This is a genomic window from Bacillus sp. MD-5, from assembly GCF_002201875.1.
Taxonomy (GTDB): Bacteria; Bacillota; Bacilli; order Bacillales; family Bacillaceae; genus Bacillus; species Bacillus stercoris.
In genome coordinates this window covers 3371946-3394938 of the sequence record NZ_CP021911.1, presented here as the reverse complement: position 1 = coordinate 3394938, position 22993 = coordinate 3371946, and the positions used below count along the sequence as shown (strand labels likewise).

The 22993-nt window shown below is 43.0% G+C and carries 21 protein-coding genes; 18 read left to right on the top strand and 3 right to left on the bottom strand.

Going from position 1 to position 22993, the window contains the following annotated elements; all coding sequences use genetic code 11:
- Positions 1-128 precede the first annotated feature (128 nt).
- The 16 genes from hag (at position 129) to minJ (ending at position 15607) form a co-directional block, all read left to right on the top strand.
- Positions 129-968, top strand: a complete 840-nt coding sequence (gene hag, locus CDO84_RS17175; RefSeq protein WP_014115342.1) for a flagellin Hag — start codon at positions 129-131, stop codon at positions 966-968.
- A gap of 232 nt (positions 969-1200) precedes the next feature.
- Positions 1201-1530, top strand: coding sequence for a flagellar protein FlaG (flaG, locus tag CDO84_RS17170; protein WP_014665550.1), 330 nt, complete (start codon positions 1201-1203; stop codon positions 1528-1530).
- A gap of 17 nt (positions 1531-1547) precedes the next feature.
- On the top strand, positions 1548-3044 hold the full coding sequence (locus CDO84_RS17165) for a flagellar hook-associated protein 2 (RefSeq protein ID WP_040081669.1): 1497 nt from the start codon (positions 1548-1550) through the stop codon (positions 3042-3044).
- 21 nt (positions 3045-3065) lie between these two features.
- Positions 3066-3467, top strand: coding sequence for a flagellar export chaperone FliS (gene fliS, locus CDO84_RS17160; RefSeq protein ID WP_014481041.1), 402 nt, complete (start codon positions 3066-3068; stop codon positions 3465-3467).
- Positions 3464-3805 carry a flagella biosynthesis regulatory protein FliT gene (fliT, locus tag CDO84_RS17155; protein ID WP_040081670.1) on the top strand — a complete coding sequence of 114 codons (342 nt, stop codon included), beginning with the start codon at positions 3464-3466 and terminating at the stop codon, positions 3803-3805. Before fliS ends, fliT begins: the two co-directional genes overlap by 4 nt.
- Before the next feature lie 9 nt (positions 3806-3814).
- On the top strand, positions 3815-4192 hold the full coding sequence (locus CDO84_RS17150; protein ID WP_014665547.1) for a DUF8042 domain-containing protein: 378 nt from the start codon (positions 3815-3817) through the stop codon (positions 4190-4192).
- 188 nt (positions 4193-4380) lie between these two features.
- Complete coding sequence (gene hpf, locus CDO84_RS17145) at positions 4381-4950, top strand: ribosome hibernation promotion factor (RefSeq protein ID WP_014665545.1); 570 nt, start codon at positions 4381-4383, stop codon at positions 4948-4950.
- Positions 4951-5117: 167 nt separating this feature from the next.
- Positions 5118-7643, top strand: coding sequence for a preprotein translocase subunit SecA (secA, locus tag CDO84_RS17140; protein ID WP_040081672.1), 2526 nt, complete (start codon positions 5118-5120; stop codon positions 7641-7643).
- 69 nt (positions 7644-7712) lie between these two features.
- A protein-coding gene (prfB, locus tag CDO84_RS17135) for a peptide chain release factor 2 (RefSeq protein WP_156122879.1) occupies positions 7713-8814 on the top strand; the annotation gives its coding sequence in 2 pieces (ribosomal slippage) (positions 7713-7784 and positions 7786-8814; 1101 coding nt in all).
- Between the two features lie 166 nt (positions 8815-8980).
- Positions 8981-9826 carry a YitT family protein gene (locus CDO84_RS17130; RefSeq protein WP_040081675.1) on the top strand — a complete coding sequence of 282 codons (846 nt, stop codon included), beginning with the start codon at positions 8981-8983 and terminating at the stop codon, positions 9824-9826.
- Positions 9827-9874: 48 nt separating this feature from the next.
- Complete coding sequence (gene cccB / locus CDO84_RS17125) at positions 9875-10213, top strand: cytochrome c551 (protein WP_014665540.1); 339 nt, start codon at positions 9875-9877, stop codon at positions 10211-10213.
- A 233-nt stretch (positions 10214-10446) separates the two neighbouring features.
- The gene (gene ftsE, locus CDO84_RS17120; protein WP_014665539.1) at positions 10447-11133 is read left to right on the top strand and encodes a cell division ATP-binding protein FtsE; all 687 of its coding nucleotides are present in this window, start codon (positions 10447-10449) and stop codon (positions 11131-11133) included.
- A complete protein-coding gene (ftsX, locus tag CDO84_RS17115; protein ID WP_040082504.1) occupies positions 11126-12016 on the top strand; it encodes a permease-like cell division protein FtsX in 891 nt (296 codons plus the stop codon). The genes ftsE and ftsX overlap by 8 nt, the downstream gene beginning before the upstream one ends.
- A gap of 139 nt (positions 12017-12155) precedes the next feature.
- Positions 12156-13598, top strand: a complete 1443-nt coding sequence (gene ctpB / locus CDO84_RS17110) for a carboxy-terminal processing protease CtpB (RefSeq protein WP_040081677.1) — start codon at positions 12156-12158, stop codon at positions 13596-13598.
- A gap of 383 nt (positions 13599-13981) precedes the next feature.
- Positions 13982-14335 (top strand): swarming motility protein SwrAA, encoded by a 354-nt coding sequence (gene swrA, locus CDO84_RS17105; protein ID WP_015251121.1) that lies wholly within the window; start codon positions 13982-13984, stop codon positions 14333-14335.
- A gap of 78 nt (positions 14336-14413) precedes the next feature.
- Positions 14414-15607 (top strand): cell division topological determinant MinJ, encoded by a 1194-nt coding sequence (gene minJ / locus CDO84_RS17100; RefSeq protein ID WP_040081678.1) that lies wholly within the window; start codon positions 14414-14416, stop codon positions 15605-15607.
- Positions 15608-15654: 47 nt separating this feature from the next.
- On the opposite strand, the gene CDO84_RS17095 is transcribed toward minJ, so the two are convergent.
- The 3 genes from CDO84_RS17095 to CDO84_RS17085 form a co-directional block, all read right to left on the bottom strand.
- On the bottom strand, positions 15655-16989 hold the full coding sequence (locus CDO84_RS17095) for an MFS transporter (protein WP_040081680.1): 1335 nt from the start codon (positions 16987-16989) through the stop codon (positions 15655-15657).
- Positions 16990-17019: 30 nt separating this feature from the next.
- Entirely contained in the window at positions 17020-17589 is a 570-nt protein-coding gene (locus tag CDO84_RS17090) for a TetR/AcrR family transcriptional regulator (RefSeq protein ID WP_040081682.1), read from the bottom strand.
- A 74-nt stretch (positions 17590-17663) separates the two neighbouring features.
- Positions 17664-20159 carry a PEP/pyruvate-binding domain-containing protein gene (locus tag CDO84_RS17085; RefSeq protein ID WP_040081683.1) on the bottom strand — a complete coding sequence of 832 codons (2496 nt, stop codon included), beginning with the start codon at positions 20157-20159 and terminating at the stop codon, positions 17664-17666.
- Between the two features lie 428 nt (positions 20160-20587).
- Here CDO84_RS17085 and CDO84_RS17080 point away from each other — a divergent pair, with 428 nt between their 5' ends.
- Both CDO84_RS17080 and uvrB read left to right on the top strand, forming a co-directional pair.
- Entirely contained in the window at positions 20588-20818 is a 231-nt protein-coding gene (locus CDO84_RS17080) for a CsbA family protein (protein WP_003228053.1), read from the top strand.
- Between the two features lie 185 nt (positions 20819-21003).
- Positions 21004-22989, top strand: coding sequence for an excinuclease ABC subunit UvrB (gene uvrB, locus CDO84_RS17075; protein WP_014665530.1), 1986 nt, complete (start codon positions 21004-21006; stop codon positions 22987-22989).
- The last annotated feature ends 4 nt before the right edge of the window (positions 22990-22993 follow it).

Here is a 22993-nt window from a genome sequence, read left to right as displayed (position 1 = left end):
TGTATTAACAAAATCAGAGACAATCCGATATTAATGATGTAGCCGGGAGAGGGTACAAATGGCTCCGCCGATTACAAAATTGAGGCACAAGGACGTGCCTAAACAACATATTCAGGGAGGAAATAAAAATGAGAATTAACCACAATATCGCAGCACTTAACACATTGAACCGTTTGTCTTCAAACAACGGTGCAGCACAAAAGAACATGGAGAAACTTTCTTCAGGTCTTCGTATCAACCGTGCGGGAGATGACGCAGCAGGTCTTGCGATCTCTGAAAAAATGAGAGGACAAATCAGAGGTCTTGATATGGCTTCTAAAAACTCTCAAGACGGAATCTCTCTTATCCAAACAGCTGAGGGTGCATTGACTGAAACTCACTCAATTCTTCAACGTGTTCGTGAGTTAACTGTTCAAGCGGGTAACACTGGTACTCAAGATGCAACGACAGACCTTCAAGCAATTCAGGATGAAATTGATAACCTTCTTGATGAGGTAGATGGAATTTCTCAACGTACAGCTTTTAACGGTAAAAACCTTCTTGATGGTACGGAGACAAATGGATTCACTTTCCAAATCGGTGCCAACAAAGGTCAACAATTAACAGTTAGCATTGGAGATATGAGTACTGCTGCTACAGGTCTTGACATGTTAAAAGCAGATTACAAAGTAACAACAGCTACGGCAGCTAACACAGATGCGCTTCTAACTAAAGTAGATTCTGCAATTAACAAAGTATCTTCTGAGCGTGGTAAACTTGGTGCAGTGCAAAACCGTTTAGAGCACACAATCAACAACCTTGGTGCTTCTTCTGAAAACTTAACTGCTGCTGAGTCTCGTATCCGTGACGTTGACATGGCTAAAGAGATGAGCGAGTTCACAAAGAACAACATTCTTTCTCAAGCTTCTCAAGCGATGCTTGCTCAAGCGAACCAACAGCCGCAAAACGTACTTCAATTGTTACGTTAATTTTAAAGAAGACCTTGGCGTTGCCAAGGTCTTTTATTATATTTCTAACTCCGAATCATTCTCCTTGCTTTCTCTAACTCATGATATAATAACTGGATTCTCTCCACTGATTTTTTATAAATGCATTTCCGAACAAGAAATTAAAACAGATGAGTTTTTTTCCAAAAATATGTGTAATCTTATCTCAACTCAGTCGATATAAACGATAGATTGGGGCATAGGGGATGATCAATTGAACATTGAAAGGCTCACTACGTTACAACCTGTTTGGGATCGTTACGATACTCAAATACATAATCAGAAAGACAATGAGAATGCAGTTCCTGTTCATCAAGTTTCATTTACCAACCTTTCTGAAATGGTTGGGGAAATGAACAAGCTTTTGGAACCTTCGCAAGTGCACCTCAAGTTTGAGCTTCATGAGAAGTTAAATGAATACTATGTAAAAGTAATAGAGGACTCTACAAATGAGGTCATCCGCGAAATTCCGCCAAAACGGTGGCTTGATTTTTATGCGGCTATGACTGAATATCTTGGGTTATTTGTAGATGAAAAAAAGTAGATTAGGAGTGGTTTGAAATGGTCACGAGAATAACAGGTCTGGCGTCAGGAATGGATATAGATGATATCGTCTCAAAGCTGATGAAGACAGAAAGAGCACCGCTTGACAGGCTGACACAAAAAAAACAGACTCTTGAATGGCAGCGTGACAGCTATCGTGAAGTAAATACAAAAATAAAAGAATTCCAAGATTATATGTCTAAAAATAAGCTGACATATCCGAGTACGTATCAGGGCAAAACTGTGACAAGCTCAAATGAATCTGTGTTAACTGCTACAGGAAGCTCAAGTGCGCCAAACTCTTCTTCTACTGTTGAAGTAGCGAGCTTGGCAACCGCAGCAACGTATAAGGCAAATAATTATACGGGATACACACAAGGCGATTATAATTTGGCATTTAACGTTGTTGCGCCTGGCGAGACAACGGCAAAAACAGTGAACATCAGTGTGACGAGCGCTGATACGATTGATAATGTGATTTCTAAACTGAACAGCTCAGATCTAGGCGTATCAGCATTTAAAGATAAAATTTGGAATGGAACAGAGTATGTGGAAACGATTGCATTCTCTTCTAAAGCAACAGGCGCAGGAGGCAGCATACAGGCAGCAGACGCTTCTACAGCAGATTTTATGTCCGGTCAGCTAGGTTTTTCTTTGGACGCTGATAATAAGATTACTGCTTACAAAGAAGGAACGAATGCAAAAGTCACGATCAACGGCTTTGAAATGGAGAAGCTGTCAAATAATTTCACAGTTAATGGCGTTACGTATTCGATCAAAAATACAACTGCAGCCACAGGCCCTGTTACCACATCTGTTTCAACTGATGTTGACGGGATTTACAACCAAATTAAAGAGTTTGTGGATAAATACAATGAATTGGTTGACAGCCTGAACGAAAAGCTGCAAGAAGAAAAATACAGAGACTATACGCCGCTGACGAGTGAACAAAAAGAAGCCATGTCCGATAAAGAGGTAGAACTCTGGGAAGAGAAGGCAAAAAGCGGTTTGCTGAGAAATGATAGCAGCATCAGCACAGGTACGAACCAAATGCGGACGGATTTTTATACTCAAGTAAATGTTGATGGTAAAAACCTTCAATTAACTGAATTTGGTATCACAACTTCAAGTACTTACCAACTGAGAGGACATTTGGAGATTAATGAAGACAAACTGAAAGCCAAAATACAAGAAGATCCGCAAAGTGTCGCCGCTTTATTTACAAACGGAACGAACAGCAGCGCCTATAGTGATAAAGGGATTATGAAACGCATCGGTGACACACTGAAAAGTACGGTGAAAAGCATTGAAGCAAAAGCCGGCAACTCGACAATGGGCGCCGATAACTACTCGATCGGTAAAAATTTAAACACAATCAGCACTGATATCATCAAAATGCAGGACCGGTTGAACGCGATAGAAAACCGCTACTATACAAAATTTAGTGCGATGGATTCTGCGATTCAAAAAATGAACGAACAATCGTCCTATTTATCACAGCTTCTTGCACAATAAATGTAATTTGGAGGATGACACATGGCGATCCAAAATCCTTATACAGCCTATCAGCAAAATTCAGTGAATACGGCTACACCCGGTGAGCTGACGCTTATGCTGTATAATGGCTGTTTGAAATTTATAAGACTTGCCTCTCAGGCCATTGAGAATGATGATATGGAACGTAAAAATGAAAATCTGATTAAAGCGCAAAATATTATTCAGGAATTAAATTTTACACTTAACCGTAATATAGAGCTTTCCGCTTCTATGGGTGCGATGTACGATTATATGTATCGCAGATTGGTACAGGCAAATATCAAAAATGATACGGGCATGCTGGCTGAGGTTGAAGGTTATGTAACAGATTTTCGCGATGCTTGGAAACAAGCCATTCAAAGTGAACGGAAGGACCGGCACGGATCAGGCGGGATCGCATGAATAACATAGATCAACTATACACTGAGACGAAGAGTATGCTGCCACACATACAAAATACGCCGGAAAGCGATGAACTTTTAAAGCAAATTGAAGACTTTGTGGCTACACGGTCTGAACTGATTCAGGAGATATCTCTGCCGCTTTCAGAAGAAGAGCGAAAGCAGATGAAACTTATCTTGACATGGGATCAGCTGATTGTGAAGGAAATGGAAAGACTGAAGCAGTCAATCGCAACAGAACTTCAGCAGATGAAAAGAAAACGTGTGATGCATACGACGTATTTAAATCCATATAACAACATTACGATTGACGGCACATATTATGACAAGCGTAAATAGGTGAGTGCCTTGAAGAGCATTGAAGATTATACGCTTTTATCAGCTTATTATCATCTTCTTTTTACCATTGAAGAAGGGTTATGTTATTTGATAGAGGCTGAAGAGAATTTATCAAAAACAGAAGGGGATCGGATCTATCAAGATCTGATCCAAGCCTTTTTTTATTTGGATTCAACACATTCAACGCTTCTCTTCATTATGGATACGCGATGTGCTGAAATTTGTGTGAAAGCATTTGACCAAATTTTTGCAGAGTTTGATCAATTGGTCTCTTTCTCTTTTCCCTCTCATGAGTTCTGCGAGTATTTAAAAGAACATTTTCTGATTCACTATAGAAAATGGATGCTGTCTATTCATCAATGTATGGAACCCTTTTTAATCAATTAGGCGTGTGTGAGGTATTTGTTTTGTTCAATCAGCATATACATATACCTCCGAACCGCCATTAGCAGCAAATACAAACAATATTCGACAAAGTTCACTGAATTTTCACAAAAGATTTATGTTTCAGCAGGAATTGTAAAGGGTAAAAGAGAAATAGATACATATCCTTAATAAAAGGGAGGCGTTCTTTGATGAACTATCACATCAGAGGAGAAAATATTGAAGTGACACCTGCGTTAAAGGATCATGTCGAAAAGAAAATCGGCAAGCTGGAGCGTTATTTTGACCATAGCGTGAATGCCGATGTGAACGTCAACTTGAAGTTTTACAATGACAAGGAGTCTAAGGTTGAAGTTACGATTCCGATGACAGATCTGGCGCTTCGATCCGAGGTGCATAACGAGGATATGTACAACGCAATTGATCTCGCAACAAACAAACTGGAACGTCAAATCCGTAAGCATAAAACGAAAGTAAACCGTAAATTCCGTGAGCAGGGCTCTCCGAAATATTTATTAGCCAGCGGCTTTGGCTCTGATACAGATATTGCGGTTCAAGATGATATAGAAGAGGAGGAGAGCTTGGACATCGTCCGTCAGAAACGCTTTAATTTAAAGCCGATGGATAGTGAAGAAGCGATCTTGCAAATGAATATGCTCGGCCATAATTTCTTTGTTTTCACAAATGCGGAAACAAACCTTACAAATGTCGTGTACCGCAGAAATGACGGGAAATATGGCTTAATTGAACCGACTGAATAATGAAGAGAAGCCTTCCGTGATGTCCGCGGAAGGTTTTTGTTTTTCTTATTTGCAAATTCTTTGGAAATAACAAAAGGTATGATATGATAATGAGAGGTATACATGGACTAGTAAATTATTTATACATGCCTCTAAAATAGGCATGTGATGATAGAGGAGCGTTATAAATGCTTGGAATTTTAAATAAAATGTTTGATCCAACAAAACGTACGCTGAATAGATACGAAAAAATTGCTAACGATATTGATGCGATTCGCGGAGACTATGAAAATCTCTCTGACGACGCGTTGAAACATAAAACGATTGAATTTAAAGAGCGCCTTGAAAAAGGGGCGACAACGGATGATCTTCTTGTTGAAGCATTCGCTGTTGTTCGGGAAGCTTCGCGCCGCGTAACAGGCATGTTCCCGTTCAAAGTCCAGCTCATGGGGGGCGTTGCGCTTCATGACGGAAATATCGCGGAAATGAAAACAGGGGAAGGGAAAACGTTAACGTCAACTCTGCCTGTTTATTTAAATGCGCTAACAGGTAAAGGTGTACACATTGTGACTGTCAACGAATACTTGGCAAGCCGTGATGCTGAGCAGATGGGTAAAATTTTCGAGTTTCTCGGTTTGACTGTCGGTTTGAATTTAAACTCAATGTCAAAAGACGAAAAACGGGAAGCTTATGCCGCTGACATCACTTATTCCACAAACAATGAGCTTGGCTTCGACTATTTGCGTGACAATATGGTTCTTTATAAAGAGCAGATGGTTCAGCGCCCGCTTCATTTTGCGGTAATAGATGAAGTTGACTCTATTTTAATTGATGAAGCGAGAACACCGCTTATCATTTCTGGACAAGCTGCAAAATCCACTAAGCTGTACGTACAGGCAAATGCTTTTGTCCGTACGTTAAAAGCGGAGAAGGATTACACGTACGATATCAAAACAAAAGCTGTACAGCTTTCTGAAGAAGGAATGACGAAGGCGGAAAAAGCGTTCGGCATCGATAACCTCTTTGATGTGAAGCATGTCGCGCTCAACCACCATATCAACCAGGCCCTAAAAGCTCACGTTGCGATGCAAAAGGACGTTGACTATGTAGTGGAAGACGGACAGGTTGTTATTGTTGATTCCTTTACGGGACGTCTGATGAAAGGCCGCCGCTACAGTGAGGGGCTTCACCAGGCAATTGAAGCGAAGGAAGGGCTTGAAATCCAAAACGAAAGCATGACCTTGGCGACAATTACGTTCCAAAACTACTTCCGGATGTACGAAAAACTTGCCGGTATGACCGGTACGGCAAAGACAGAGGAAGAAGAATTCCGCAATATCTACAACATGCAGGTTGTCACGATCCCTACCAACAGGCCTGTTGTCCGTGATGACCGCCCGGATTTAATTTACCGCACGATGGAAGGAAAGTTTAAGGCGGTTGCGGAGGATGTCGCACAGCGTTACATGACGGGACAGCCAGTTCTTGTCGGTACGGTTGCCGTTGAAACATCTGAGTTGATTTCTAAGCTGCTTAAAAACAAAGGAATCCCGCATCAAGTGTTAAATGCCAAAAACCATGAACGTGAAGCGCAGATCATTGAAGAGGCCGGCCAAAAAGGCGCAGTTACGATCGCGACTAACATGGCGGGGCGCGGAACGGACATTAAGCTTGGCGAAGGTGTAAAAGAGCTTGGCGGACTCGCTGTTGTCGGAACAGAACGACATGAATCACGCCGGATTGACAATCAGCTTCGAGGACGTTCCGGACGTCAAGGAGACCCGGGGATCACTCAATTTTATCTTTCTATGGAAGACGAATTGATGCGCAGATTCGGAGCTGAGCGGACAATGGCAATGCTCGACCGCTTCGGAATGGACGACTCTACCCCAATTCAAAGCAAAATGGTATCTCGCGCGGTTGAATCGTCTCAAAAACGAGTTGAAGGCAATAACTTCGATTCGCGTAAGCAACTTCTGCAATATGATGATGTTCTGCGCCAGCAGCGTGAGGTCATTTATAAGCAGCGCTTTGAAGTCATTGACTCTGAAAACCTGCGTGAAATCGTTGAAAATATGATTAAGTCTTCTCTCGAACGCGCAATTGCAGCCTACACGCCAAGAGAAGAGCTTCCTGAGGAGTGGAAGCTTGACGGTCTAGTTGAGCTCATCAACACGACTTATCTTGATGAAGGCGCACTTGAGAAGAGCGACATCTTCGGCAAAGAGCCGGATGAAATGCTTGAACTCATTATGGATCGCATCATCACGAAATATAATGCGAAGGAAGAGCAATTCGGCACAGAGCAAATGCGTGAATTCGAAAAAGTTATCGTTCTTCGTGCCGTTGATTCTAAATGGATGGATCATATCGATGCGATGGATCAGCTTCGCCAAGGGATTCACCTTCGTGCTTATGCGCAGACGAATCCGCTGCGTGAGTATCAAATGGAAGGCTTTGCGATGTTTGAGCATATGATTGAATCAATTGAGGATGAAGTCGCAAAATTTGTGATGAAAGCTGAGATTGAAAACAATCTGGAGCGTGAAGAGGTTGTACAAGGCCAAACCACGGCCCATCAGCCGCAAGAAGGCGACGATAACAAAAAAGCAAAGAAAGCACCGGTTCGAAAAGTGGTTGATATCGGCCGAAATGCCCCATGCCACTGCGGAAGCGGGAAAAAATACAAAAATTGCTGCGGCCGTACTGAATAGTTCGTTCCGGCACGTTTATTGACCGCGGCGCCTGCAGGCGCCTGCGGATCTTTTAATGAGGTGAATGAAATGGAATTATCAGAAATCAGAGCAGAGCTCGAAAATATGGCTTCTCGTTTAGCGGACTTTAGGGGGTCTCTTTGACCTCGAATCAAAGGAGGCCCGCATTGCTGAGCTAGATGAACAAATGGCTGACCCGGAATTCTGGAATGATCAGCAAAAAGCTCAAACGGTTATAAATGAAGCAAATGGTTTAAAGGATTATGTCAATTCGTATAAAAAATTGAATGAATCCCACGAAGAATTACAAATGACTCATGATCTTTTGAAAGAAGAGCCGGACTCAGATATCCAGCTTGAGCTTGAAAAAGAACTAAAATCATTAACAAAAGAGTTCAATGAGTTTGAGCTTCAGCTTCTTCTCAGCGAGCCGTATGATAAAAATAATGCGATTTTAGAATTGCACCCAGGTGCTGGTGGTACAGAGTCACAGGACTGGGGCTCTATGCTTCTTAGAATGTATACAAGATGGGGAGAGCGCCGCGGCTTTAAAGTGGAAACGCTCGATTACCTTCCAGGTGACGAGGCGGGAATTAAGTCAGTGACATTGCTAATCAAAGGACACAACGCTTACGGATATCTCAAAGCGGAAAAAGGTGTCCATCGTCTCGTGCGGATTTCACCGTTTGATTCATCAGGCCGCCGCCACACGTCTTTCGTGTCCTGTGAAGTCATGCCTGAATTTAACGATGAGATCGATATTGATATCCGTACGGAGGATATTAAAGTTGATACGTACCGTGCCAGCGGAGCGGGCGGACAGCACGTCAATACGACAGATTCAGCCGTTCGGATTACTCACTTGCCAACGAATGTGGTTGTGACGTGCCAAACGGAGCGCTCACAAATTAAAAACCGTGAAAGAGCCATGAAAATGCTGAAGGCCAAGCTGTATCAGCGCAGAATTGAAGAGCAGCAGGCAGAGCTGGATGAAATTCGCGGTGAACAAAAAGAAATCGGCTGGGGAAGCCAAATCCGTTCTTATGTATTCCACCCGTATTCCATGGTAAAAGACCATCGGACTAATACAGAAATGGGGAACGTTCAAGCTGTAATGGATGGTGACATTGATACATTTATTGATGCCTACCTGCGTTCTAAGCTTTCCTAAGCTGAAAAACACACCTGATGCATACGGGTGTGTTTTTTTATTCCTCATATCCTTGATTTCACTGCTGCTTTAGCATATTACCACTGTATTTGGGTGTTATTTACATCTAATCAGGGAAGGATTAAAATGCTATCGGAGAGCATTGGAAGAAACGGAGGATATTTTGATGGACGTACGGAATAAAACATTATGGATTTTGCGGGATTATGTATACATACTGATAGGAGCAGCGATTACAGCCGTGTCCTTTAATGTATTTTTGCTTCCGAACAAGATCGCCGCCGGCGGGGTCAGCGGGATCAGTACGATTTTACAATCATACGGTTTTGAAGCAGCGTATGTACAGTGGATTATTAATATTCCTTTATTTATTGCGGGTGTCATTTTGCTCGGCGGGAAATTTGGGCTAAAGACGCTTGCAGGTTCTGTTTTTTTGCCGCTAGTAGTGTTTTTGACAAGGGATATTCAGCCAGCCACTCACCATGAACTCTTAGCGGCAATTTTTGGCGGTGTCGGGATAGGTGTCGGAATTGGCATTGTGTACTTAGGGAAAGGTTCGACAGGAGGAACAGCCTTGGCTGCACAGATCATTCATAAGTACTCCGGCCTGTCATTGGGGAAGTGTCTTGCTATCATTGACGGAATGATCGTTATTACCGCTATGATCGTATTTAATATTGAGCAAGGCTTATATGCCATGCTTGGCGTCTATGTGTCCAGCAAAACCATTGATGTTGTGCAAGTCGGCTTTAATCGTTCCAAAATGGCACTCATTATTACAAAGCAGGAGCAGGCGGTCAAGGAGGCTGTCTTACAGAAGATTGACAGAGGCGTGACGAAAATTTCAGCAGTTGGCGGATATACCGACGATGACCGTCCGATTTTAATGTGCGTGGTGGGGCAAACTGAATTCACCAAATTGAAACAAATCGTCAAACAGATTGATGAGTCTGCTTTTGTGATTGTAGCAGACGCGAGCGAGGTGCTGGGCGAGGGTTTCAAACGCGCTTAAACGAGGTTATAATATGGAAGAGATCGTAAAGGAGTTGTGCTTCTCAACATGAAATCAAAGTTATCGATACTAATGCTTGGATTTGCGCTTTCTGTTCTGTTGGCTGCCTGCGGTTCAAACGATGCAAAAGAAGAGAAGACAGACACCGGCAGCAAGACGGAAGCCACTGCATCTGAAGGGGAAGAATTATATCAGCAAAGCTGCGTTGGCTGCCACGGCAAGGATTTAGAAGGTGTGTCAGGACCTAATCTCCAAGAGGTCGGAGGCAAATATGACGAACACAAAATTGAAAGCATTATTAAAAACGGCCGCGGCAATATGCCAAAGGGGCTTGTAAATGATAATGAAGCCGCTGTTATTGCCAAATGGCTGTCAGAAAAAAAGTAAGATGAGAAAATCCTTGCCGAGTGCTGGCAAGGATTTTTTTATACCTTAACAATATGAATGAAAAGAAACTGTAATAGTATTATGTCTAAATTTGACGTATAATGAAGTGTATTGAAAAAGGAAACTTTCAGATTTTTCATCTTTTTACAAATGAATGGGTCATAAATTGTCGAATGCATTCGAAGAGTATGACCGTGTGATAGATAAAATGATATAAAAGATTAGGTGATTTCATGATAGAAATGAAGGAAGTATATAAAGCCTATCCGAACGGCGTAAAAGCGCTCAATGGGGTTTCTGTTGCCATTCATCCCGGCGAGTTTGTGTATGTTGTCGGTCCGAGCGGAGCGGGTAAATCTACTTTTATTAAAATGATTTACAGAGAAGAAAAACCGACAAAAGGACAAATTTTAATCAATCATAAAGATCTCGCGGCAATTAAAGAAAAAGAGATACCTTTCGTGCGCCGTAAAATCGGCGTTGTCTTCCAGGATTTCAAGCTTTTGCCGAAACTTACTGTTTTTGAAAATGTGGCATTTGCCCTTGAAGTAATTGGAGAACAGCCGTCTGTCATTAAAAAACGGGTGCTTGAAGTGCTTGATCTCGTGCAGCTGAAGCATAAAGCGAGACAATTTCCTGACCAGCTTTCAGGCGGGGAGCAACAGCGTGTATCTATTGCCAGATCAATTGTGAACAACCCTGATGTTGTGATTGCTGATGAACCGACAGGGAACCTTGATCCGGATACGTCTTGGGAAGTCATGAAGACGCTGGAGGAAATTAATAACCGCGGGACAACAGTCGTGATGGCGACACATAATAAAGAAATCGTAAACACCATGAAGAAACGTGTCATTGCAATCGAAGATGGTATCATTGTGCGTGATGAGTCAAGAGGGGAGTATGGTTCATATGATTAAAATTCTCGGGCGCCACTTGCGTGAGAGTTTTAAATCTCTCGGGAGAAACACATGGATGACATTCGCATCCATTAGTGCTGTAACCGTTACGCTGATTTTGGTCGGCGTGTTTTTAGTGATTATGCTGAATTTGAATAACATGGCTACGAATGCTGAGAAACAAGTCGAAATCAAAGTGTTGGTTGATTTGACTGCAGATCAGAAGGCGCAGGACAAGCTTCAGAACGATATTAAGAAACTGAAGGGCATTCAGAGTGTTACGTTTTCATCTAAAGAAAAAGAGCTTGACCAGCTGGTTGACAGCTTTGGCGACAGCGGAAAATCCCTGACGATGAAGGATCAGGAAAACCCGCTTAATGATGCGTTTGTCGTCAAAACGACAGATCCGCATGATACGCCGAACGTGGCGAAAAAGATCGAAAAAATGGATCATGTTTATAAAGTCACTTACGGAAAAGAAGAGGTCAGCCGTTTGTTTAAAGTAGTCGGCGTTTCCCGCAACATCGGAATCGCGTTAATTATCGGACTGGTATTTACGGCGATGTTCTTAATTTCCAACACCATTAAAATTACAATTTTCGCAAGAAGAAAAGAAATTGAAATCATGAAGCTTGTCGGCGCGACAAACTGGTTTATCCGCTGGCCGTTTTTCCTTGAAGGGTTGCTTCTAGGCGTATTCGGTTCTGTGATCCCGATTGCATTGGTGCTGAGTACGTACCAATACGTCATCGGATGGGTCGTTCCAAAGGTTCAAGGATCATTTGTCTCTCTTCTTCCTTATAATCCATTTGTATTCCAAGTTTCGTTAGTGCTGATTGCAATCGGTGCAGTAATTGGAGTATGGGGAAGTCTGACTTCCATCCGCAAGTTTCTGCGAGTATAAAGTGAAAAAGCCGTCCCGCTTTCGGGGCGGCTTTTCATTTGCCTTCTTTTTCTTCTATGATTACATGAAATCTCCATCCTTTACATATACTATCTCTAGGTTTTGATAAAGACAGTCTGGCATACAGGAGGAGTAAAGGATGAATCAAAAAATAATGGCTGTGATAGCAGCAGGGAGCATGCTGTTTGGAGGCGCCGGTGTATATGCGGGAATCAACCTGCTTGAGATGGATAAGCCCCAGACTGCAGCAGTTCCCGCGACGGCACAAGCTGACTCTGAACGGGATAAAGCTATGGACAAAATCGAAAAAGCGTATGAGTTAATTTCGAATGAGTACGTAGAAAAAGTTGATAGAGAAAAGCTGCTCGAGGGAGCCATCCAGGGAATGCTGTCTACGCTAAATGATCCTTATTCTGTTTACATGGACAAGCAGACAGCTAAGCAATTTTCTGATTCTCTTGATTCCTCATTTGAAGGCATCGGGGCTGAGGTTGGCATGGAAGACGGCAAAATTATTATCGTTTCCCCATTCAAGAAATCGCCAGCGGAAAAAGCCGGGTTGAAGCCTAATGATGAAATTATCAGCATCAATGGAGAATCGATGGCCGGCAAGGATTTAAACCACGCTGTGTTAAAAATAAGAGGAAAGAAAGGGTCCAGTGTTTCAATGAAGATTCAGCGGCCCGGAACGAAGAAACAGCTGTCATTCCGGATCAAAAGAGCTGAGATTCCGCTTGAAACTGTTTTTGCATCAAAGAAAAAAGTGCAGGGGCATTCTGTCGGATATATCGCTATCTCTACTTTTTCTGAGCATACCGCAGAGGATTTTGCAAAAGCATTGAGAGAGCTTGAGAAAAAAGAAATAGAAGGACTAGTCATTGATGTACGGGGCAATCCGGGCGGATATCTTCAAAGTGTGGAAGAAATACTTAAGCATTTCGTTACAAAGGATCAGCCGTATATACAGATTGCTGAACGCAATGGAGATAAAAAACGTTATTTCTCAACATTGGCCCATAAAAAAGCGTACCCTGTCAACGTGATTACGGATAAAGGAAGTGCCTCCGCATCAGAAATTCTTGCCGGCGCGTTAAAGGAGGCTGGCCATTATGATGTTGTAGGCGATACGTCTTTTGGCAAGGGAACGGTTCAACAGGCTGTGCCAATGGGGGACGGCAGCAACATCAAATTAACGCTCTACAAGTGGCTGACGCCAAATGGAAACTGGATTCATAAGAAAGGAATTGAGCCGACCATTGCGATTAAGCAGCCCGATTATTTTTCCGCAGGGCCGTTGCAGCTGAAAGAGCCGCTTAAAGTGGACATGAACAATGAAGATGTCAAGCATGCGCAGGTATTGTTAAAAGGTCTCAGCTTTGATCCGGGACGTGAGGATGGCTATTTCAGCAAAGACATGAAAAAAGCGGTTATGGCCTTTCAGGATCAAAACAAGCTGAATAAAACGGGTGTAATCGACACACGCACTGCAGAGGCACTGAATCAGCAGATAGAAAAGAAAAAATCAGATGAAAAAAATGATTTGCAGCTTCAAACAGCATTGAAATCATTATTTGTCAATTAAAGGAGATGGTATTCCATCTCCTGTTTCTTTATGCTTAAAGAGATTATGGATCATAAGTCACATAAAAAATGAGTTTTTGACAAGAAATTAAAAAAATTTTCACAAATAAACATTTATAAAGGACTGTTATTACCCGATATCAATATATGAGAGAGACTTTCTAACGAGTTAATATGCATTTAAAATGAAACTTTTGCAAGTTGCCTAGTCTTTGTTTACTTCATACAATATAAGAAGGTTCTAAAAAGAACAGTAATCAGGTTTATGGCAGCTGAACGACAGGTATTTAAAGAGTAACGTTAGCGAGAATGCTTGTTAGCACTCCAGTACTGCTGCGTATACTGGCCCGTGCTTATCTGGATAAAGAAAATGGGGGTTCACAATTGAAGAGGGCAAGTATTGTGCGTGAGAAAAAATATTATGAATTAGTGGAACAATTAAAAGACAGAACACAAGACGTAACATTTTCAGCTACAAAAGCACTAAGTCTTCTTATGCTGTTCAGCAGATATTTGGTCAATTACACCAATGTCGAATCAGTAAATGACATTAATGAGGAATGTGCCAAACATTATTTTAACTACTTAATGAAAAACCATAAGCGATTAGGAATTAATCTGACAGATATAAAAAGGTCGATGCATCTAATCAGCGGGTTATTGGATGTGGACGTAAACCACTATTTAAAGGATTTTTCACTATCGAATGTCACGCTGTGGATGACGCAAGAGAGATAAACTCTTCTGAGGATATCCAAGCCATTTAATATTTGATAGAATATGAGTAACATGTTTGGCTTGAGGCGGTGAGAGATAGTGTCTGTTCAATGGGGAATTGAACTGTTAAAAAGCGCGGGCCTGTTCTTCTTACACCCGCTTTTCTGGTTTTTTATCATCATAACTCTGGCTTTCGGCTATGTAAGAATCAAAAGGGAACGCAAAACCTTTCATACAAGAATAGCAGATATTTATGATGATCTGAAATTTACATATACAAAGGGACTGATTCCAGGTTTTCTTTTGTCAGTTGTTTTAGGTGGACTCGGAATATCGATTCCTCTCGGTTTACTTGCGATTATTGCCGTTATCACTGCAGCGGCAGCGTTCACTCTTCGCGCAAACTGGATGTCTGCTGCATATATCGTCAGTGTGAGTATGCTGATAGGTTTTGGACTGCAAGTCTATCAGGCTGAGCCCTTTCTGGAGAGATTTCCGCAAGGATTTGCAGTTGTTTGGCCGGCTGTGGCTGTGTTTCTAGGTTTGCTGATTATCATTGAAGGAGCGGTTGCTTATCGTTCTGCGCATGTGAGAACATCACCGGCGCTTGTCGTAAGCAGCCGCGGTTTGCCGATCGGACAGCAGCTGGCAAACCGGGTTTGGCTTTTGCCGCTGTTCCTTCTCGTGCCCGGTAATGGTTTAGAATCGCATCTTAGCTGGTGGCCCGTGTTTACTGTTCCCGGCGGCTCATTCCATTTTCTATGGATTCCTTACTTTGTCGGATTCGGACAAAGGGTACAGGGATCGCTTCCTGAAACGAGTATAAGGATTACAGCGAAACGCGTTTGTATTCTCGGCCTTGCCGTCACAGTTCTTGGTGCAGCAAGCTTGCTTTGGACGCCGCTTGCGGGTGCAGCCGTCTGTACAGCTTTGTTAGGACGCATTTTTCTGTCTATAAAGCAAAGGGTGAATGATAACGCGGCTCCGTTTTATTTCTCGAAACGGGATCAGGGCTTGATGGTGCTTGGGATTATCCCCAATACGCCGGCTGAGGACCTGGAATTGAAAATCGGAGAAATCATTACAAAAGTTAATGGGATACCGGTTAAGAACGTTTCCGATTTCTATGAGGCGCTCCAGCATAACCGTGCATATGTGAAGCTTGAAATTATCGGTTTGAATGGAGAAATTCGTTTTGACCAGCGAGCTTCTTATGAAGGAGAACATCATGAATTGGGCATCCTCTTCGTAAAGGATGAACGTGAAGACGAAGCAGCCGCTTCGGGATCATAAAAGGCAGCCCGGCACCGCAGGAAGATGCGGTGCCGGGCTGTTTTGTATTACGCTGAGTTTTTTTCAATCCGTGCCGTTTCATCAGATTTGATGCCCAATGAAACAAAAACGCCGATAATGGATACAGCAAAGAGAATCATAAATAGGGTGTGATATCCCGAAATCAGGCCGATTAAGGCTGATGAAATGATGCTTCCGAAATAGCGGAAGGTCGAGAAAATGCCGGATGCCACTCCTGACATACTAGGATCTACTGTGGCAAGGGATGACACCTGCATGCTGGTCAGGCCGACTCCGGAAGCAAGCCCGCCAAGGATAAGAGACAGCATGAGAAACAAGACGGAATGTGAGCTGCTTAACAGCAAAAATAATAGATTCGCTCCAGCCATCATAGCAAATGAAAGAAAAATGATTTTTTTTGCTCCCCACTTATGATGGAACTGTGCGCCCACCCAGTTGCTGGCTGACATGAAGATCGAAAATACGGAAAGCGCCATCCCGCTGTTAGACGTAGTAAGCCCAAATTGGTTCGTCATGAACAACGGCATGATCAATAAGACGGCATACATCATTAAATTGCTTAACAAGACTGATAGATTGGCATTTGTAAAGGTTGAGCTTTTAAACAGTGCAAAGTCAATGATTGGATACTGCGTACGTTTTTCTCTTCTGAAAAAAAGCGGAACAAAAAGAAGTATTAATACACTGTATACCGCATAACCCCACGAAGCCTCATTTTTCGTCAGCAGGATAATGGAAACGATGCTGCCTGCAAGCAAGAGAGAGCCGATGATATCCAGCGGCGCGTCAGATTTATTTTCTTTATATTGAGGAAACATCGTTAATGCCGTAAATAAAGCAATGGCGAGGAACGGAATGTTGACCCAAAAAATCGAATGCCAGCTGAAGCTGTCAATCAGTATAGAGCCGATAAAAGGCCCGAGTGCTGCACCAAGTCCCGCGCCCAGTCCGAAAAATCCAAACACTTTCGGCAGGCGTTTTTCAGAAACCACATGCCGGATAATGGCAATGCTGTTTGGCGTAAGCAATGCCCCGCCGACTGCCTGCAATGCCCGAAAGACAATTAACAGGAGCAGACTTGGTGAGAGAGCGCAGCCTAGGGATGCGAATAGAAATAGGCCGACTCCCCATAAGTACATTGTTTTATTGCCGTACATGTCACCGAGCTTTCCTGCAATCGGCTGTGTGACTGCCATCACGATTAAATAAACAGTAACCACCCAAGTGATGCTTGCGAGGGATTCGTTATACGTATGGGAAATAGATGAGAGCGCGACCGCGATCATCGTTGAGTTAATGGGAACCAGAATGGCCCCCAATAATAGCGAGACGATCAGCGCCCATTCTTTTCTTGAGCTCATTAGGATCCTCCTTTTTATTATGCCAAGGAGTTAATCAGCAGAAATTCCTTTGACAAATAAAGCTGTGCTGTGCTTCAGCATTTTTTCCTGGGGCATTGATATGACCCGGTTTCCTAAATGGAGACGGTGAATAAAATAACCGAAGATAATCGACATGAACACGTCGGCATGCTCCGCTTCATTTCCAGTCTGAATAACCCCTTTTTCACCTATTGTTTTGAGATAATCAACCAATAGCTGTTTCATAGATTGGGGATATTCAGTGACGTGGTTAATGACATCCTGAAACATGGCCGGTTCACGAAAGCTGATTTTAATGATATCTTTTCTATGTTCGAGCTCCTCCAAGAGACAGGTTCCGATATGAAGCAGGTCTTTGTACAAATCCCCTTCGGTTTGTTCCAAAATGCTGCTTCTGTTTGTAGAATGCTGAGAAAGCAAAGCCTCAACTAGTCCTTGTTTGTTTTTAAAGTTTCTGAAAATCGTCGCTTCACTTACATTTGCTTTTTCTGCGATTTCTTTTGTAGTCGTTGCGCGATATCCTTTTTTGACGAGCAGCTGCATGGCAGCGTCAAGGATTCTCTTGTTTGTCGGTCTCAATACGTTTCACCTCACGAATATACTGGCAGGACAAGTATACACCCGCCCCGCTTGTATAAGAAAGAGGGGACGCATCAGGACCGGCTGACAACTGTGATTTTGCCGCTGCTTCCGTCAACCGTGATGATGTCTCCGTCTCGCAGTCTTTCTGTTGCCGTGCGTGTGCCGAGAACGGCTGGAATGCCGTATTCACGGGCGATAATCGCAGCGTGAGACAAAATGCCGCCCGTGTCTGTAATAACCGCTTTGGCGTCTTGAAACAGGCTGGTCCATAGCGGTGTGGTCATCTTGCAAACGAGTACGTCCCCAGGCGCGAATTGAGAAAATTCATTGGCGTCCCGAATGATCTTCACCGGACCTGTCGCAATGCCGCTTGACGCCGCAATGCCAAAAATATGATTCTCTGTGTTTTTTTCATCCTCTATCACAGCGCCGACGATTTCTTCAGCCGCTTTGAGCTGTTCTTTTGTCGGAGTGCCGAGATAGGCAGGGGCTTGGGCCAGCTCATACTCATGAAAGGTATGCCTGCGTTTTTCAGCCTTTTCTTGCAGGGATACAGGGTGAAGAAGCGCGTGTTCCACTTCATCGTCATATAAGAACCAAAGATCCTCACGATCTTGAATAACACCGTTTTCCGCCAGCAATTCACCTACCTTCAGCAAAAAGATTCTCGCCTTGGCATCCAGCATGGCGTCAATATAAAAGTGGTGATCATCTTTTATATTTGCAGCGTTCAGCGTCCATTGATAAAGGCGGTCAAATTCTGTGCGTAAATCGGGATCTTCTATGTTTTCCAAGAATTCATTGTATAATTTCTCTCGTTTTTCTTTCGTTTTCTGAAATTCATTGTCAAAGTGATAGCCATTACGGACATAATTTTGAATATTGGCCAGAGCAAAATACGGATTTTCCGCCCAGATTTGTTCAATCAGATCATGACTTTTAACAGATCTCCATCCGTATTCTTGCAAGAATTCATGGATGTTCTTCAGGAAGCGCCTTCCCTCATCTGTTTGTTCCAATTTCTCCTGGAGCTGTTCAGGCTTGTTGTTTTCAAAAATGGCCAGAAGGTGCGGGTTCTCCTGAACTTCAACGGAAAAAAGCCATAGGCAACGGTCAGTTTCCAGTGATTTGTTCATTTTTCCTGTCAGCATCTCGTAAAAATGAGCGTTTTCGGACTCTCCTTGAATCTCCTGATACATCGCTTGCAGTTTGTTTGTTAAAAGGATTTGCGGGAAAACGATATTGAAGTGCTCTTCATAAGCCTTGAGATAAAAGGCCTTTAGTTGTCGAAAAGCATCCAGTGCGCTTTCTGCAGTATGCTCAGTTTGTGCGAGCTGGTCCAGTGTCCGGTAAAAAGGAAGATAGGTGTGATTGATGATGTCATACATACGCTCCGATAAAATAGGGAAAAGCTCTTTGCCACAGTCTTCAGAAGGAGGCTGCTGCCCTCCTTGATTTTTGGAATAAATATGTCCGCGATAAAGTTTTACTTCATCAACAACAACACCAATCGGGAACTTTTGCATGCTCTTCTTTAGGCCATATTCCAATGCCGGCACGATGAAGGATGAAAATAATGGACTCACCGGACCTTCAATATTAGACTCCATGTTAAGCCAGAAGTCATTCATATCAGCGTCGGTAATCATGAAGCTGCGTTTTTCTTCTGCCGCCTTTTTGTCCTGTTCAATGGTTGTAATCGGGCGAGCTTGCAGAAGGTATACTTGATGATCAGCAATTCCAAATTCTATATCAACAGGATACCCGTATAGATCTTCAGTTTTTTTTGTGATTTCAGCCAAATCAATCACTTGTTCATCTGTAAGGCAAAAACGGCTGCGCATGTCTTCACTCGTTTCCTTTTCAGCAATTCCTTCTGCCGCAGACTCCATGTAGATTTCTTTTGCCCCTATTTCTTTCTGAATCTCAAACGAAGATTTATGAACAATGAACGTGTCTGGGGTAACACTTCCTGAAACGACAGCTTCACCCAGCCCGTAGCTGGCGCTGATTAAAAGCTCTCTATCATCATGGGTAACAGGGTTGCGGCTGAAAATAACACCTGACACTTCTGAATCGATCAGCCCCTGAACGACCACTCCCATTAACGGCTCTGTGATTTGATTGTTCATTTTTTTCTTGTAGCTGCTGACCCGCCCTGAAAAAAATGAGGCCCAGCACTCTTTCACTTTAGCCAGAAACTCTTCCTCTGTTTTGATATTTAAGTAGGTTTCATACTGACCCGCGAATGAGGCGCCTTCTAAATCTTCCGAAGCAGATGAAGAACGCACGGCTACGGATCGATATGATTCTCTAAGCTGATAAAAAGAACTAGTCAGCTCATTTTTCAGCTCTTCCGAAAATGTTCCGGAAATGATCCCGCTTTCGACGCTCTTGCTAGTCTCTTGAAGCTGGTTGTCCTCCATAAAACGTGCGAGCGCGTTCGTTTGAATAATAAACCCGTCCGGAACAGGAAGACCGTGTTTGGTCAATTTAATCAAATTCATTCCTTTTGCTCCAGCCAGCTGGCTGGACTCTTCTGCCTGGCGAAATAAAACAGAATACATAGTTGAAACCCCTCTCTCCTTCATTTTATTTTTCTCTCTAGTCTTTTTATGGCGGAGCCTGTGTTTAAAAATGATAGTAAACACTATCATTCCATTGTAGGTTTTCAGGAAAATGCTGTCAAACGCAGAAAGTCCTAAATAAAATGAATAGTTAAGTTAGTTATATTATCATGAAATATACGGATGAACTGGTGCTGTATACCTATTTTCTTTTATTCTAGGAATCTGGCGGCGGACTTGATGATGTAACAAAAAAAGTGCCGCTGTGTGGAACAGCAGCACAATGTCCGGCACCAAAATGCAAATATGGTGATTGATTTTGGATGAAAAGGGGTATTGTGTAGGAGAGGGAGCGAATGCATGATTGTCCGATTCTTCATTTTTTACTATAATCAGATCAGATGAAGAATCCCTGAGGAGGGTTTTTGTTGATTACAAAAGCCGTTTTTGCATTGTTTTTCCCTTTTATGCTTGTCGTTCTATTTACTAGAGTCACTTTTAATCATTATGTGGCGATCGCTCTAACAGCTGCATTGCTGTTTGCCTCTTATTTAAAAGGCTATACAGAAACGTATTTTATTGTAGGATTGGATGTTGTATCACTTGTGGCTGGCGGACTGTATATGGCCAAAAAAGCTGCAGAGAAAAAAGAAGAATAAATCGGACATAATGAATATAAAGACCGAATACCTGCTTTTACGTTTAAAAAGCAGGTTTTTTATACACAAAAACAAATGGAAATAAAAAACCACCGAACTTTAGTTCGTATTTTTAGTGATTTTGCTTTCCATTGTGTTACTATATCTATAGGAAGATTTCGTTAAAGAAACGGAGGCTTATTTTTGTGAAAGATCGCTTTGAGTTAGTCTCGAAATATCAGCCCCAGGGAGATCAGCCGAAAGCCATTGAAAAGCTTGTAAAAGGAATTCAGGAGGGCAAGAAGCATCAGACTCTGCTGGGTGCGACAGGAACTGGGAAAACATTTACGGTGTCCAATTTGATTAAAGAAGTCAATAAGCCGACTCTCGTGATTGCCCATAACAAAACCCTTGCTGGACAGCTTTACAGTGAGTTCAAGGAATTTTTTCCGAACAATGCTGTCGAGTACTTTGTCAGTTACTATGATTATTATCAGCCGGAGGCGTATGTGCCTCAAACGGATACATTTATAGAGAAAGACGCTAGTATTAATGATGAAATTGATAAACTGAGACACTCCGCCACATCGTCTCTGTTTGAGCGTAGAGATGTCATTATTATTGCGAGTGTGTCTTGTATATACGGCCTCGGTTCGCCTGAGGAATACCGGGAAATGGTCGTCTCATTGCGGAGTGAAATGGAAATTGAGCGCAACGAGCTGCTCAGAAAACTTGTAGACATTCAATATGCCCGCAACGATATCGACTTTCAGCGCGGTACATTTCGTGTGCGCGGGGATGTAGTGGAAATCTTCCCGGCATCCCGTGATGAGCATTGTATCAGAGTTGAATTTTTCGGTGACGAAATTGAACGGATTCGGGAAGTGGATGCGCTGACAGGAGAAATTCTCGGCGACCGTGATCATGTTGCGATTTTCCCGGCGTCCCACTTCGTAACGCGGGCCGAGAAAATGGAGAAAGCGATTCAAAATATTGAGAAAGAGCTTGAGGAACAGCTGAAGGTTATGCACGAAAACGGCAAGCTGCTTGAAGCGCAGCGTTTAGAGCAACGGACAAGATATGATCTTGAAATGATGCGTGAAATGGGTTTCTGCTCCGGCATTGAGAACTATTCAAGACATTTGACGCTGCGGCCTCCAGGTTCAACGCCTTATACGCTGCTTGATTATTTCCCAGACGATTTTATGATCGTAGTGGATGAGTCGCATGTGACCATTCCTCAGGTGCGCGGCATGTTTAACGGAGACCAGGCGCGGAAACAGGTGCTTGTTGATCACGGCTTCCGGCTTCCATCAGCGCTTGATAACCGTCCGCTTCGTTTTGAGGAATTTGAAAAGCATATGCACAATATCGTGTATGTATCAGCAACACCAGGGCCGTACGAGATTGAACATACAGATGAAATGGTCGAACAGATCATTCGTCCGACGGGGCTTCTTGACCCGCTTATCGATGTGCGTCCAATCGAAGGCCAGATTGACGACTTGATCGGCGAAATTCAAGCAAGAATCGAGCGGGATGAACGGGTGCTTGTGACAACCCTGACGAAGAAGATGTCAGAGGATCTGACCGATTATTTAAAGGAAATCGGCATTAAAGTAAACTATCTGCATTCTGAGATTAAGACGCTTGAACGGATTGAAATTATTCGTGACCTGCGCCTTGGCAAGTACGATGTGCTTGTCGGCATCAACCTGCTGAGGGAAGGGCTGGACATTCCAGAAGTATCCTTAGTTGCGATTTTGGATGCGGATAAGGAAGGCTTCCTTCGTTCTGAGCGTTCGCTGATCCAGACTATTGGACGGGCAGCGAGAAATGCGGAAGGCCGCGTCATTATGTACGCCGATAAAATAACGAAGTCTATGGAAATTGCGATTAACGAAACAAAACGACGCCGCGAGCAGCAGGAGCGGTTTAACGAAGAGCACGGCATTACGCCGAAAACGATAAATAAAGAAATTCGCGATGTCATTCGTGCCACAGTAGCAGCTGAGGATAAAGCGGAATACAAAGCAAAAGCCGCGCCGAAGCTGTCGAAAATGACGAAGAAAGAACGCCAGAAAGTCGTTGAACAGATGGAGCATGAAATGAAGGAAGCCGCCAAGGCACTTGACTTTGAAAGAGCCGCGGAGCTTCGCGATTTACTTTTAGAGCTAAAAGCGGAAGGATGATGAA